Here is a 15162-nt window from a genome sequence, read left to right on the forward strand (position 1 = left end):
ACATCCTCTGAGGGGAAAGTGGATGCGCGACATGCGCACCTGGTCCGCCATCAGGATAGGGAGCACGGCAAGCGCTCCAAGGGGCCAGCCAGGAAATGGATCGTTCCATTGGGCTCACTGGAGAGCCTTTTCACGGATTCATGGGGGGCCGCAGAAACGTCGTCATTCCCGCGCAAGCGGGAAGCGCTTTTCAGCAGCCGAAGGCTGATCATCCAAGGACGTTGGCTCTATGGGACCGGGAAGTAATAACCAAGTCCATGGATTCCCGCCTTTGCGGGAATGACGAGCAAAAAACTGGGAACCACGGGGAAGACCGTGAACAGGCTCGTACAGGCGGCGCAGGCCAAACCGCCGCAACCGGACACCTTTCGTTCAGGCCACCTGCGGCCACGCGCGGCCGGCACCGGGGCGCGAACGCGGGGCGACCTCCGCCAGCACCTGCCCGGTATGCCCGACCAGTTGCAGGGTGCCGTCAGGGTTCTCGCACAGCGCGGTCAGGCTCTCCACCCAATCACCGTCGTTGGCATACACCAGGCCATCGCGTTCCAGCAGCGAGGCACGGTGAATGTGCCCGCAGACGATGCCATCCAGCCCACGCCGGCTTGCATCGGCCAGGCCGGCATCAACGAAACGGGCGATGTAGCGCTCGGCCGCGCCGCTCTGGCGCTTGAGGTATTCGGCCAGCGACCAGTAACGCAGTCCGAGCCGACGCCGCACGTAGTTGGTGAGCTTGTTGCCGGTGAGGATGCGGTAGTAGAGCCAGTCGCCGAGTTTTTCCTGCAGGCCACCGAAATGCGTGACCGCGTCGTAGTCGTCGCCATGCGTGACCAGCAGGCGACGGCCGTCGGCGGTGACGTGGATGGCGCGGCGGCGCACCTGCGCCATCGGCATGGTCAGTCCGCAGAAGCGGCGGATCGAGCGATCGTGATTGCCCGGCACGTAGATGATCTCGGTGCCGGCCTGGGCCAGGGCGTGCAGGGCTTCGACCACGCGCTGGTGGGCGGCATCCCAGTGCGCGCGACGCTGCGACATCCACCATAGATCGACGATGTCGCCGACCAGGTAGAGCGTGCGGCAACGCAGGCGACCGAGGAAATCGGCGACCTGAGCGGCATGGCAGTGGCGCGAGCCCAGGTGAAGGTCGGAGATGAACACCGCGCGTCGTGCGGGCTCCAGGGTCAGGACGTTCATGCGACAGCCTCCTCTTCGTGACGAGCGCCGAGATAGCGCTCGCGCTTCTTCGGTTTGAGCTGGTGCAGGTCGACCTCGATCAGGCCATCGACCGCGTCGCTGAAATCCGGGTCCACGCCGAACGCGAGGAAGCGCGCTCCACCCGGCTCGCACAGTTCCACGTACTGCTTGTAGAGCATCGGCACTGCCGCGCCGAGCGCGTCGAGGTTGTCCTTGAGCACGCGGAAGGCAGTGGCCGCGTCCAGTTCGGCGAACAGCGCGCTGGGGATATCGGGTGCGAACGGGCGCTTGGCCGCAGCGCCATCGATCGAATCGCCGTGGTAGTGGCGGTAGTAGGCGACGATCTGCGCACGTGCGTCCGGCGGCAGCGCGGCGCTGATCGATACCGCGCCGACCATGTAGCGCAGCCGTGGATGCCGGCGCAGGTAAGCACCGATGCCCTGCCAGAGGTAGTCGATGCTGCGGCTGCCCCAGTAATCGGGCACCACGAAGCTGCGGCCCAGTTCCAGCGCCTGCGCCAGTCGCGGCACCATCGCCTCGTCGTAGTCGAACAGGCTGGCGGTGTAGAGCCCGGCCAGGCCGCGCTGCGCGAGCAGCCCGGCGCAGCGCGCGACCCGGTAGGCGCCGACGATGCGGCTGGCCGCGCCGTCCCACAGCACGATGTGTTCGTACCAGGCGTCGTAGCGGTCCAGATCGCGCGACAGGCCGGTGCCCTCGCCGACCTCGCGGAAGGTCAGTTCGCGCAGCCGGCCGATTTCCAGCAGCAGCGGCGCATCCGCAGCCAGAGTGCCGTAGCGAACTTCCTTGCCATCGAGAGTGTGGCCGAGCAGATCAAGTGCGGCGATCCCCTCGGCCAGCTGTTTTGGCGGCAATGGTTCGGCCAGCGTCTCGGCACGGCAACCGCCGGCCAGCTTGCCCAAGGCATACAGTTCGCGACGCAGTGCGTGCAGCTCGCGCTGATCGTCGCTGCCGTCCTCGGGCAGGTGACGCGGCTGGCCGATATGCAGTTGCACCCGCTGCGGGCGGCTGTGTGCCAGTGTCTCGCGGGCCAGCAGCGCGGTGCCGGCCGGCCTGAACACCGCCGAGGCGCCGTAGAACAGCGCCGAATTGCGCGCCTGCACGCATACCGGCAGCACCGGCGCGCCGGTACGACGCGCGAAACGCAGCACGCCACGCCGCCAGCGCCCATCCTGCACGCCGCGCCAGCTCAGTCGCGAGACCTCACCGGCGGGAAATACGATCACACAGCGCTCCTGGCGCAGCGCCTCCTCCACTGCCAGCACGCTGGCGCGCGAAGGCTGCCCGCCGAGGATCCGCACCGGCAGCAGCAGCTCGCGCAGCGGTTCGACCACCTCCAGCCAGTCGTTGGCGACGATGCACACGTCACGGCGCACCCGCCCGACCGCCTCCAGCAGCGACAGCGCGTCGCGCGCACCGGAGGGGTGGTTGGCCAGCACCAGCACCCGGCCCTGGCGCGGGATGCGCTGCAGGTCGGCCGCCTGTACTTCGCAGGTGGTGTTCAGGAAATCCAGGCCGGCGCGCACGAAATCCAGCGCGTCCGCGCCGGGCTGCTGATCGGCCAGGAAGCGTTCGGCACGGCCCAGCCCGGACCACTGCCCGAAGCCGCGCAACAGCGGCTGCACCAGTTTCGCCCTGCGCCCGTTGAACAACCCCGGATACCTCTGCTGCAGGGTTTGCTCAAGCAACGTCATCACGGCATCTCCGTTCCCCGTTGTGCGCATGCTCCGGAGCGGTGGCGACGACGATGTTGCAGCGACAAGGCAATTGCGTGACGGTGCCCGGCCCGCCCTGGACTTAACCCCGGGACAACCCCGCGCAGGGCACAATGCAAGACTGCCCCGGCGCGTGTATCATGCGCCCCCATCTTTTCATCCGAATAAAGGGATATAAGCCCGATGTCCAGCTACCTGTTCACTTCCGAATCGGTCTCCGAAGGCCATCCGGACAAGATCGCCGACCAGATTTCCGATGCGGTGCTGGATGCGATCCTGGTCCAGGACACGCGCGCCCGCGTGGCCTGCGAGACGCTGGTGAAGACCGGCGTGGCGATCGTTGCCGGCGAGATCACCACCTCCGCCTGGATCGACCTGGAAGCGTTGACCCGCAAGGTGATCCTGGACATCGGCTACGACAGCTCCAACGTCGGCTTCGACGGCGCCACCTGCGGCGTGCTGAACCTGATCGGCAAGCAGTCCCCGGACATCAACCAGGGCGTTGACCGCAAGAAGCCGGAAGAACAGGGCGCTGGCGACCAGGGCCTGATGTTCGGCTACGCCACCAACGAGACCGACAGCTACATGCCGGCCGCGATCCACCTGGCGCACCGCCTGGTCGAGCAGCAGGCCAAGATCCGCAAGAAGAAGAACTCGCCGCTGCCGTGGCTGCGCCCGGACGCCAAGAGCCAGGTCACCCTGCGCTACGAAAACGACAAGGCGACCGCGATCGACGCGGTGGTGCTGTCGACCCAGCACGATCCGGGCGTGAAGCAGAAGGACCTGATCGAAGCCGTGCGCGAGGAAATCCTCAAGCCGGTGCTGCCGGCCAAGTGGCTGCACAAGGGCACCAAGTTCCACATCAACCCGACCGGCAAGTTCGTGATCGGCGGCCCGGTGGGCGACTGCGGCCTGACCGGCCGCAAGATCATCGTCGACACCTACGGCGGCTGGGCCCGTCACGGTGGTGGCGCGTTCTCGGGCAAGGATCCGTCCAAGGTTGACCGCTCGGCCGCCTACGCGGCGCGCTACGTCGCCAAGAACGTCGTGGCCGCTGGCCTGGCCGACCGCTGCGAAGTGCAGGTCTCCTACGCGATCGGCGTGGCCGAGCCGACCTCGATCTCGGTGACCACCTTCGGCACCGGCAAGATCCCGGACGAGAAGATCGAGAAGCTGATCCGCAAGCATTTCGACCTGCGCCCGTACGGCATCATCCAGATGCTCGACCTGATCCACCCGATGTACCAGCCGACCGCCAGCTACGGTCACTTCGGCCGCAAGCCGAAGGAGTTCAGCTACGTCAACGGCGCCGGCGAGACCGTCACCGCGACCGCGTTCTCGTGGGAAAAGACCGACAAGGCCGAAGCGCTGCGCGCCGATGCCAAGCTGAAGTAAGCGCCTTCCCGAGCTTCGGGATGGTTGACGGGCTGCCTTCGGGCGGCCCGTCGCGTTTTTGCCCCCGGCATGCCCGCGTATCATCGGCGCGCTCGCAATGTCAGGAGAGGCGTCAGTGGAAATCGCAGTGATGGGTGCCGGCGCGGTCGGCTGCTACTTCGGCGCGCGGCTGCGCCAGGCCGGCCACGACGTGGTGTTGATCGGTCGCCCGGCACTGGCTGAAGCGGTGCAGCAGCATGGTCTGCATCTGCAGATGGCGGGCTTCGACGACTTCGTGCCGATGCGTGCCGCGACCGATCCGGCAGCAGTCGCCGGCTGCGCGCTGGTGCTGTTCTGCGTGAAGTCCGGCGATACCGAATCGGCCGGCGCGGCGATCGCAGCGCACCTGTCACCGGGCACACACGTACTGAGCCTGCAGAACGGCGTGGACAATGCCGAACGCCTGTCGCGGGTACTCGGCCGCGAAGCGATTCCGGCGGTGGTCTACGTCGCCGCCGGCATGGCCGGCCCAGGTCATGTCGTCCACCACGGCCGTGGCGAACTCGTGCTTGGCCCGACACCCGCAAGTGAGGATATCGCTGCACTGCTTTCGCGCTCGCTGGTGCCGAGTGAAGTCTCCGGGCGGGTGATCGAAACACTGTGGACCAAGTTGGCGATCAACTGCGCCTACAACGCGATATCGGCGCTGACCCAGCAGTCCTATGGTGAATTCGTGCGCGACGCCGGTGTGGTGGCGGCAATGCGCGACGTGGTCAGCGAATGCGAGTCAGTGGCGCGCGCACGCGGCATCGCACTGCCGGCAACGCTGTGGGACGAGGTCATGGCGATCTCGCGCAGCATGCCCGGCCAGCTCTCCTCCACCGCACGCGACGTCGCGCGCGGCAGGCCCAGCGAGATCGACTTCATCAACGGCCACATCGTGCGTGAGGGCGAGGCACTCGGGATCCCGACGCCGGCCAATCGGGTGCTGCACGTGCTGGTCAAGCAGCACGATCTGGCTGCTGCAACGCGTGTCGACATTTAACGGGCTGGCGTTTCGTAGAGCGGAGCTTGCTCCGCTGCTGTTGCATTTGATTTGCTGTTGAAGGCAGGAGCAACAGCCAAGGCTTTCGCTCCTTCGGAGCGAGTTACCTTTCTTTGCTCGTGCAAAGAAACGTAACCCAAAGAAACACGCCCCAGTCCTCGCGCCCTCCGCTGCGCTACGGGTCCACTGCGCCAGCGGGATTTTCTGACGCGGCATCCATGCCGCGGCAGAAAACGACGCACATCCATGCACGTCGCCCTTCGGGTTATTCCCGCTGGCTTCGTCGCTGCGGATGGGGGCCCGGGAAGGTCAAAAGCGAAGGCAAAATCACGAGCAATAGCAACAGCAAAATCACGAGCAACAACAACTGCAGCAACAGCGGCAACAGCGGCAACGGCGGCAACGGCGAAATCAAAAGCCAATGCGGAAAAGCAGGGCTACTTTCCGGAAAAGGTGATGAGGCACGCGCTCCTCTCTACGAAATACCGGGCTGGTCAGGTAGCCTGCGGGCTCCCCACCCCTGCGGCAGGCGTCCGATGTCCGAATTCAAGCCCCACCAATTGGCGATGACCGTGTTGATGTCACCGGAGATGGCCAACTTCTCCGGCAAGGTCCACGGCGGCGCGGTCCTGCGCCTGCTCGACCAGGTGGCCTACGCCTGCGCCAGCCGCTACGCCGGCCGCTACGTCGTCACCCTGTCGGTGGACCAGGTGATGTTCCGCGAACCGATCGCCGTCGGCGAACTGGTCACCTTCCTGGCCTCGGTGAACTACACCGGCACCTCGTCGATGGAAATCGGCATCAAGGTGGTGGCCGAGGACATCCTCAAACAGAGCGTGCGCCACGCCAACAGCTGCTTCTTCACCATGGTCGCGGTCGACGACGAAGGCAAACCGACCCCGGTACCGCCGCTGGAACCGCAGACCTCCAGCGAAAAACGCCGCAATGCCGCCGCGCAGATCCGCCGGCAACTGCGCCAGGAGATGGAACAGCGCCAACGCGAACTGCTGGCCGCCATGCCGGAGGCCTCGACGGAGTCTGCTGCGTAGTCGCCGACATCCTGGATGATGTTGAATCCTGTGAAACGTCTTTCGACGGCCACATGCCTGGCCAAATGTTTCTCGGTCACTCCCGTGCAGGCACGAGGCGAGCGGTTTTCTCTCCGATTGGATCGAAAGTCGCTGGGTCCCCGCCTACGCGGGGACGACGGGTTGGGCACTTGAAGTAAGTGCGCCCGACCCGAATCCACATCAACGATCAAGTGCGGATCGTGACTCACGCTTTGGCTTTGGCTTTGGCTTTGGCTGTGGCTGTGGCTGTGGCTGTGGCTGTGGCTCGTGATTTTGCTGTTGCTTTGGCTGTTGCCGTCTGCTCTTCGGGCCCCCATCCGCAGCGACGGAGCCAGCGGGAAAAACCCGAAGGGCGACGTGCATGGATGCACGTCGTTTTCTGCCGCGGCACGGATGCCGCGTCAGAAAATCCCGCTGGCGCAGTGCACCCGTAGCGCAGCGAAGGGCGCGAGGACTGGGGCGTGCTTTCTTTGGGTTACGTTTCTTTGCACGAGCAAAGAAAGGTGACTCGCTCCGAAGGAGCGAAAGCCTTTGATGTTGAAGTTGCTGTTGAAGTTGCCGTTGCTGTTGCTGTTGCTGTTGCTGTTACCTTCAACAAACAGCAAATCAAACGCAAGAGCAGCGGAGCCCCGAAAAAGGGATGCAAGCACAAGCTCCGCTCTACGAGGTCGCTGCCACCTGCACGAACGTCCATGGATCCCCGCGTACGCGGGGATGACGATAGAGAGATCGTGGCGAAGGATTGACAGCCCAGTCCATCCACACACCACCACACCTACGGCAAAGCAGGCCGCGAAGCCTCCCGCAACCCCGCAACAAACACATCCAACGGACACCCCACCGACATCACCGCACCACCGCAAACCCCAATCACCAGCCCCTGCCGCAACGGCGGATGCCCCAGATCCAACACCTGCAGATCACGCAACTGATCCAACGACTGCGCCAGATACTCCACACGCACGTATCGCGCCCCACTCTTCCGATCCCGCCAGCGCTCAATCGCCAACATCCCACCCGGCGGCGGATCGTCCGCCCCATAACCCGGCAGATGGAAATGCACCCCGAGCAGACTCGACAGCGCAGCGATGTGCGTATCGCTACCGACGAACAACGACAGCGCCGGTGCTTTCTTCCGGTCCAGCCGCTCCAGAACCTCATGCGCCAGCGGCACGCCAGCCCGCGAGGCCATGTAGCGCGGACGCGCATAGACATCGAACAGCAACGCATGCAGGCGCGATGCCGCTTCCAGCCGCTGCGGCGTGGCACGGCCCCAGGCCACCTGATCGAGCGGCAGCCCCTCGGCGTACTGCAGCAGGAACACCTCGCCCGTCCCCGACGTCAGATCGACCGGGCCCTGTAGCGACAGGCCACGACCGTTCTCCGATGGCGCCAATGTCGAAGGCATCGTCGCGAAGTTGCAGTCCGCCGCACACCCCAGCAGCGCCTGCATCGACTCAAGCTCATCGCGATGCGCGGCCACCAGCGCAGCCGGACCGCCGTTCTCGCGCAGGATCGAGGCAACCGCGGCCTTCGCATCGAACGCCACCGCGCCCGCCTCGACCGGGCGGAACAACGGATCATTGCTGCCCGCTTCACGATGACCGGCAACGATGCCGCAACCCGGCGCCAACGCATCGGCCAGCAACTGGCCACTATCGATCGTGCGCGCGTCGGTGTTGGCCCAGATCGCGACCGCCCCCTTCGCCGGACAGCCCTGCGCCGGCAACACACCCGCCTGCTGCAGCCATTGCCGCAGATAGACACCACTGAGCCGCACACCCTCGCGACCGTGCGGGGTCAACAGGCTGGCCGGTGTATCCCAGTGCGGCCACGGCGCATCGGCAAAACGCGCCGCAGCGGCCTCGCCATCGAGCGGTGCGCGCACGCCGTGCCGGACCACCAGCACGACGCGTTCCAACTGCAGGCCATCATCCATCGCACCGCCCCACGCCAGCGACGGCACGAGGCAGAACGACAACAACACCGCGACCACGCCGCGATAGCGGCGCAGTCGCGTCAAGTCACGCTCAGAACGCATATTTGACGGTCAACAGGCTGGTCATCCCGGAATCGACGATATCCGACAGCGCCGTGCTGTTGTGGCCGACGTGTGCCCAGTAGCTGACACGCTTGGTCAAGTTCGACACCGACAGGTCGGCGCGCCAGCGCTCGCCGAAGGCATAGCCGACATGCAGGTCGACGCGCGAACTCGGCTTGACCCACAGGTCGTCCCACTTCGCGCCCTGGCGCAGGTAGTCGTAGGCCGAGATGAACTCGCCGGAGTAGTGGTAGATCAGGTTCACCGACAGCGGGCCGTGGTCGTAGAACAGCTCGGCATTGGCCATCAGGTCCGGCGCGTTCTGGATGCGCTCATCGTGGAAACCATCCATGCCGAGATCGACGCGGGTGCTCTGGCGGGTGGCGTTGACGCTGACGCCAAGGCCGTCGAGCAGCGGCGGCAGGCCCTGGAAGCGCTGACGCAATGCCATCTCCATGCCGTAGACCTTGCCGTCGCCGCCGTTCTGCGGACGCTTGTAGATGATGGCCCCGTCGCCGAAGCTGCCTTCGTTGGCCGCGTCCGAACCACTCTCGTAGATGTAATCGCTCAGGTGCTTGTAGTAGAACGCGAGCATCGCATGGCCGCCGACATCGTTCTGCCACTCGCCGGACATGTCGAGATTGATCGACTTGATCGGCTTCAGGTTCGGATTGCCCTCGGTGATGGTAGTCACGCCATCGTCGGAAACGTCCTGGGACACGCCGCCGCCGAGCTGCACGAGCGCCGGGCGCGTATAGCTGGTCCACACCGAAGCGCGGTAGACGCTGCGGTCGCTCGGCCGCCAGTTCAGGAATACGCTCGGCAACAGCTCGTTGTAGAGCGAGCGGTTGTTGTCGAAGTGGCCGGCGACTTCGTTGCCATCGGCATCTTCCGGCATCACCCAGTAGGTGTTGCGGATCGAGGTGTGCTCGTAGCGCAGGCCGGGGATGATCTCCAGGTCGCCGAAGCGCAGGTTCGCCATCACATATGCAGAGGACACCGCCTCGGTACCGCGCATCGTGTTGCAGTTGTAGTTGTTGACGTACAGGCTGCCGCAGGTGTCGAAGCTGGCGGCGGTCAGGTTGTTGGCGATCAGCGCCTTCAATGCCGAGTTGCTGAGCTTGACCGTGCTCCAGTCGTACTTGCCCGGATACACCGAGTCGTACTCGCCGACCACCAGGCCGGTCTGGTCCAGCAAGGTGCCGTCGGTGTACTTGGCGGTGGTCCAGTCACGGCTGGTGAAGGTGCGCGAGCTGTCCACGTACTTCACGCCAAACTGCACGTTCTGCAACGCGCCCTGATCGAAGTCGTAGCGCACGTCGAACTTGGCACCGCCCTTGTCCTGCCCGCTGTATTCCTTGGTCAGCTGGCCGGTGCGACGCGCATACAGGCCACCGATGTTGTTGAGCCTGTCGCTCATCGCAGCGGTGAGCAGCGGGATCGGGAAGCCCTCGCTGTCGTAGGTCAGGAACTGGGTCGAGCCGTAGCTCGGGTTGGCGCTGTTGGAATACTGGTTGGTGCGCGCGGAGATTTCGATGTGATCGGGGCGGTCGTTGTCGCCGAAGCTGTAGAACACGTTCGGCGAGAACGTCCAGTTGCCGGCCTGCTTGTCGGCACCGATCTGGAACGTCGCCAGGTCGGCGATTTCCGGGTTGGTCTCGTACCAGTAGCGCACCGAGTAGCTGCCGATCGACGGCTGGTAGACGCCATTGGTACCGGTGGCGACATAGCTGACATTGGTGGGCACCAGCTGCGAATAACCGGTGTTCTGTTCGGTCTTGGCGTAGGCGTAGGTGGCACGTGCATACAGGTGCAGGGTCGGATCCACGCGCCAGTCGAACGAGGCGTTGCCGCCGTAGCGACGCGTGGTGCCTTCCGAGTAGCCCACATTGAGACCGGTGCCCATCAGCGACTGCTGCGGGTCGTAGCCGCTGGCCAGCGCACCGTCGGCGGTGGTGCGGGCGAATTCCCAGGAACCGTCGTTGCCGGCGGCGGTGGCACCGGCGACTTCGCTGTTCACGTAGCTGCGGGTGTCGTAGTAGCCGCTGGCGTAGAAACCGAACTGGTTGTCGTCGCCGAAACGGAAGTGGTATTCGCCGGCCAGACCGCCGCCGAGGCCGTTCTCGCCGTAATCGCGGGCGCGGCTCTCGACGCGGCCACTGGCGGTGATGCTGCCGCCCTGCGCCTCGCGGTAGTCGAAGGCGGTGGGCGTGCGGTAGTCGATGGTGCCGCCGATCGCGTCGCCGTCCATCGCGGCGGTCGAGGTCTTGTTGAGCACGATCGTCTGCAGGCCGGACGGCGGCAGCAGGCTCAGTTGCACGCTGCGGCTGTACGGCATGCCCTGCGCGACGTTGATGCCATTGATCAGGTTGACGTTGTACTCGGCATTGAGACCACGCACCGAGGCGAACATGCCCTCGCCGCGCGCGGCACCGTCGATGCCGCCGAAGTAGGACTGCCCGGAGTTGATCACGCTGACGCCGGGCATCAGGCCGAGTGCTTCGGCGATGTTGTGCACGGCGGTGTACTTCAGGTCGTCGGCGGACAGCACGCTGGCGGTGTTGTCGGCGGCCATCTGCATGTCGGTGGCGTTGTAGCGGGTGGCAGCGACGGTGACCTTGTCCAGGGTCTTGGCATTGGTCGCCACCGGCGTGGTGGACGTCTCCGCGTCCTGTGCGTCCTGGGCCTGCGCGAACGCCGCCGGCACCAGGCCGAGCAGTGCCACGACGATGGCCCGGGACAGGCGATTCTGGAAGTGCAGCGAATGGGGCATGACAGATACCGGACGAAAGGGCCCGCCAGCGCAGCCACGGCCATGCTGGGTAAGGCGATATGAGGAGGTACCGCCGCTCCGGGGAACGACGACGGCGCGCATTGTTCGCAGCGCGCGTTTGCAGTTTCATGACATCGTTGTCAGCGCGTGACTTTCAGCATCATTTGTGCGGAAACCGGCACAACCGAAAGCGACTTCATTGCAGTTGTCGACGCAGTCGCGCCGACAAGGTGCCGCGCGTCACCCTATTCCGACCGCATCTGCTCGTGCAGGATGCGGCGGATCTCCAGGATCGCCTGCGGCGTCTCCTGCACGCTGTGCCAGGAGCGGATCACCTTCTCGGACTCGGCACCGTCCAGATGGGCGCTGCGATAAGGCACCACGCCATCGCTGGAATCGAGCAGCGGCAGATCATCGTCCTTGCCGATGATGGTGTTGTAGCGCACGCGCGGCGAGAGCGGCAGGTTCTCGCTGGCAAGAATGAACGGATCGGTGTCGCGCAGGTTGTCGATGCCGGTCGGCACGATGTGCGCACTCTTGCTGTCCTGCCCGGCCAGATCCTGCACCACGTCGCCGAAGCGCTGCACCAGGGTCACGGGGAGACGAATCAGCCTGCCGATCAGCCGCCCGAGCTTGCCCTCGGCTACCGGCGTGCCGCGATGCGGCGCGGCGATGAAGATCGCACGGTCCACCTCCGGCAACGGTTCGAAATGCAGCAACGGCGAAAGCCGCTCGCGGATGCGCTGACCGCGCTCACCATCCAGGCGACGGTCGGCGGTCAACGACTGCCACAGCGTTTCGCCGGAAGAGGACACCAGCAAGCGTCCGATCACCCCGCCCATGCTGTGCCCGATCAGCACCATGTGCTGCGAGGCCGCGGCGCGGCCGCTCGGATCGAAATGCTTCAACGTCCGCTGCACCATCGCCTCGATCTGCGCGCGGTTGTACGCGATCGGCGTATTGGTCGGGTAATAGACCTGCCAGATCTGGTAGTGCTGGCGCAGTGCCTCGTCGCCCATGATCTCGTTGGCGACATTGACCCAGGCCTCCGGACTCGACCCCAGACCATGCAGCATCAGCAGGATGCGCCGGTCCGGATCGTAAGGCTGCATCAGATACAGGTGTGGCCGATCGATACCGTGCTTGCGGCCGAGCATCGAGCGCACCGACTGCGCCGCGAACCCGGACTGCGCCAGCCACAGCCCATAGGCGGCGGTGAAGTTGCCCGCCAGCGGCACGCGCTGGCCATGCAGCACGACCTCGGCATTGCGATACGGGTCGTACGGCACCAGGGTCACCTGACGGGTGGTCAGCACCTCCTGCAACGAGGTGCCATGGAAACGCAGCAGCGCGGTGGTCGGTGCGTACGGCATCTCACTGAAGTCCGCATCGCGCTCGCCCGCTTCCTGGCCGGCGTCGTTGTCGGTTGTCGCGTCCGGATCGAGCAGGCGTGCGGTCGGATCACCCACCGCCGACGGCGGCACCTTGGCGACCAGCTCGGCACCGAAACCATCGCGTCGGTAGGTGCTGCGCAAGCCGTTGAAGCGCAGGCCATTGGCGTCGTACAGATCTTCCGGCACCTGGGTGTCGCCGGGCAGGCGGAAGCCGGACAGGTCGGTATCGAATCGCCAGCCGTCGATCGGCAGGCTGCCATTGTCCTGAGGCTGCGGCGTCGCCCGCCAGCGCCGGAAGGCCTCGCCGACCACCTGCTGCACCGCGTAGTTGTAATAGTCGCGGACCTGGGTCTGGCGGTTCTCGAAAGCCCGCTCGCCCGGCGTGCGCGCGGTGAAGAACAGATACGCGTAGGCGTGACGTGCCGCCTCCAGCCACGCGTGCAGGGTGGCATCGTCCATCGCCTTGCCGCCGGCATGGCGCCCACGCGCGATCGCCTCGACAGTCCACAGCTCGGCCTGGGTGGCGAGGCGGCGCTCGTCACCGAGACCGGACACCGCATCCAGCTGCGCAACGCAGCTCGCCGGCGCACTGCGGCAGGGTTTGGGTTCGATACCGGCCACGCGCAGCGTCTCGGTACCGCTCTCGCTGAGCTTGCCGGTGGTCAGCACATCGCCGCGGGTCATCGCCACGTAATCGCCGGTACCGCGCGACTTCACCGTCACCATCGCGCAGCCGGACGCCGCCAGCAGGGTGGCCACTACCAGCAACCTTGCCAACGCCTGGAATTTCATCGCGCCTCCGCTGCCGGTCGCAGCGGCATGCCCGCACGGATGCGCGCGGAGAAATCGGCCGCGGCATCGGCAGCGCGGGCTCGCGCGGTGATGTGGCCGCCTTGCCTGAGCTGGTCGAACGTATAGCCCGGCAGCAGGCCATGCTGGTCGAAGGCGTATTCGGCCAGATAGCCGGACGCCAGCAGGCGCCAATCCAGCGGCAGACCGGGATCGAGCCGGCGTACCAGTTCGAACACGATGGTGGTGCAGTTGCTGGTCAGCGTGTTGTAGAACTCCGGAGCGCGGTCCAGCTCGCGTGCACGCTCGACGTAGCCGAGGAACATCGCACGCAGCGCCTCGCGCGGCATGTTCAGCCGGTACAGGTACATGTCCTCGCCACGCGCATTGGTGCGCACGCGCAGGATGTCGCGCTCGTCGGCGGCGACCAGGGTTTCCTCGAACGTGCGGAAGAAACCGCCCAGCGCCGAGAACGACTCGCCGCGCTCCTTGCGGATCTCCAGCGAGAACACCACCTGCGAGCCGTCATCGAAGCCGAACGACACCAGCGTGTGCGCGATCGCCGGGCCCATCCAGTACGACAGCGCCAGATCGGCGCTGGCCAGATGATCCAGATCGTACTCGCGGGTCTGCCAGCGGATCTGGTAATCGTTGTCGCTGTGCCAGTCGAAATCGCGCACGTTGTGCAGCACCACGCGATTGCCGTGCACTTCCGGACGCAGCCGCTCGGCGACGTCCGGGGCCCAGTCGCGGTCCTGGCTGGGCTGCATTGTCCACCAGCCGTACTGCAGCCCGGCGAAGGCCAGCGCGAAGATGCCCGGCAATGCCCAGTTCTCGCGACCACGGCGCAGGCCCCACAGCGCGGCTGCAGAGACACCGACCCAGATCGCCATCGTCGCCCAGCGCAGGAAGGCGTCGTCGCGGATCAGGAAGTACATCGACAACAGGCTCCAGCTGCCGGCCGCGACCACCGCCGCGCGCAGCACCCAGAGCCCTGCCAGCCGCAGTGCCGACTTCACGCGTGACCGTGCGAGGTCGAGGCCAACAACTCGGGCGACATGCCCAGCGCGCGCATCAGCAGGTCGGCCGATCGATGCGCCAGACGACGGCGTTCTCCATCATCGGCACCGCGCACGCAGCCACCCAGCATGTCCATCACCAGCAGCATCTGTTCCTCGTCCACGTCGGGCCGGCACAGCCCAGCATCGATCGCACGGCGCACGAATGGCATGAAGATCACCAGCGCGCGGTTGTCGGTACCCTCGATCGCCGGGTGATCGCGCTCCATCGTGCGCCAGAAATCCAGCATCGGAGCCGACTCGGCGATGTACTCGGCGGCGTCGTGCAACAGCACACCCAAGCCGTCTGGACGCTCACCGAGATCGCGCGCGGCGTTGGCAAAGGCATCCATGCCTCGTTCCAGCAGCGCCGCCATCAGCGCGAGACGATCCGGGAAATTGCGATACAGCGTGGCCCGGCCCAGGCCGGCACGTTCGATCACGAGTTCGAGAGGAGCATGGATGCCGTGTTCGCTGAACACATCGTCGGCGGCATCGAGGATTTGCCGGCGTCGCAGCGCGGCATCGGTACGTGGTGTAGTCATGGCGCGCATTCTCGGACAAAATTGTCCGGTTGCGCCAGTGACTTTTGTCAGAGGCATTCAGGGGGTCGGTTGGTACCCACTCCCACACGCCGGACACCCCTGCACGCATTCAGGATTCGGCCTTCCCCACCTACAGGGGAAGGCGCCCG

The 15162-nt window shown here is 65.6% G+C and carries 11 protein-coding genes; 4 read left to right on the plus strand and 7 right to left on the minus strand.

What is annotated here, in order from left to right; all coding sequences use genetic code 11:
* Positions 1-372 precede the first annotated feature (372 nt).
* Both AC3WJE_RS01915 and olsF read right to left on the minus strand, forming a co-directional pair.
* Positions 373-1191, minus strand: coding sequence for a UDP-2,3-diacylglucosamine diphosphatase (locus tag AC3WJE_RS01915; RefSeq protein ID WP_493729083.1), 819 nt, complete (start codon positions 1189-1191; stop codon positions 373-375).
* Positions 1188-2903 carry a bifunctional ornithine lipid synthase OlsF gene (gene olsF / locus AC3WJE_RS01920; RefSeq protein ID WP_493729084.1) on the minus strand — a complete coding sequence of 572 codons (1716 nt, stop codon included), beginning with the start codon at positions 2901-2903 and terminating at the stop codon, positions 1188-1190. The genes AC3WJE_RS01915 and olsF overlap by 4 nt, the downstream gene beginning before the upstream one ends.
* 204 nt (positions 2904-3107) lie before the next feature.
* Between olsF and metK the strand changes: the two genes are divergently transcribed.
* From metK to AC3WJE_RS01940, 4 genes are all read left to right on the plus strand, one after another.
* Positions 3108-4319 carry a methionine adenosyltransferase gene (gene metK / locus AC3WJE_RS01925; RefSeq protein ID WP_493729085.1) on the plus strand — a complete coding sequence of 404 codons (1212 nt, stop codon included), beginning with the start codon at positions 3108-3110 and terminating at the stop codon, positions 4317-4319.
* A gap of 115 nt (positions 4320-4434) precedes the next feature.
* Positions 4435-5343, plus strand: a complete 909-nt coding sequence (locus AC3WJE_RS01930) for a ketopantoate reductase family protein (RefSeq protein ID WP_493729086.1) — start codon at positions 4435-4437, stop codon at positions 5341-5343.
* Positions 5344-5879: 536 nt separating this feature from the next.
* Positions 5880-6392 (plus strand): acyl-CoA thioesterase, encoded by a 513-nt coding sequence (locus AC3WJE_RS01935; protein ID WP_493729087.1) that lies wholly within the window; start codon positions 5880-5882, stop codon positions 6390-6392.
* 482 nt (positions 6393-6874) lie between these two features.
* The gene (locus AC3WJE_RS01940; protein WP_493729088.1) at positions 6875-7159 is read left to right on the plus strand and encodes a hypothetical protein; all 285 of its coding nucleotides are present in this window, start codon (positions 6875-6877) and stop codon (positions 7157-7159) included.
* A 29-nt stretch (positions 7160-7188) separates the two neighbouring features.
* Here AC3WJE_RS01940 and AC3WJE_RS01945 read toward each other — a convergent pair whose 3' ends face one another.
* From AC3WJE_RS01945 to AC3WJE_RS01965, 5 genes are all read right to left on the minus strand, one after another.
* Positions 7189-8436 (minus strand): histidine-type phosphatase, encoded by a 1248-nt coding sequence (locus AC3WJE_RS01945; RefSeq protein ID WP_493729089.1) that lies wholly within the window; start codon positions 8434-8436, stop codon positions 7189-7191.
* A gap of 7 nt (positions 8437-8443) precedes the next feature.
* Positions 8444-11227: a TonB-dependent receptor gene (locus tag AC3WJE_RS01950; RefSeq protein ID WP_493729090.1), complete on the minus strand. Its 2784-nt coding sequence runs from the start codon at positions 11225-11227 to the stop codon at positions 8444-8446.
* A gap of 245 nt (positions 11228-11472) precedes the next feature.
* Entirely contained in the window at positions 11473-13413 is a 1941-nt protein-coding gene (locus AC3WJE_RS01955; protein WP_493729091.1) for an esterase/lipase family protein, read from the minus strand.
* On the minus strand, positions 13410-14429 hold the full coding sequence (locus AC3WJE_RS01960) for an Lnb N-terminal periplasmic domain-containing protein (protein ID WP_493729092.1): 1020 nt from the start codon (positions 14427-14429) through the stop codon (positions 13410-13412). Before AC3WJE_RS01960 ends, AC3WJE_RS01955 begins: the two co-directional genes overlap by 4 nt.
* Complete coding sequence (locus tag AC3WJE_RS01965) at positions 14426-15013, minus strand: TetR/AcrR family transcriptional regulator (RefSeq protein ID WP_493729093.1); 588 nt, start codon at positions 15011-15013, stop codon at positions 14426-14428. Before AC3WJE_RS01965 ends, AC3WJE_RS01960 begins: the two co-directional genes overlap by 4 nt.
* Positions 15014-15162: the final 149 nt, after the last annotated feature.

This window comes from Pseudomonas sp. GW821-FHT07E12, from assembly GCF_058986605.1.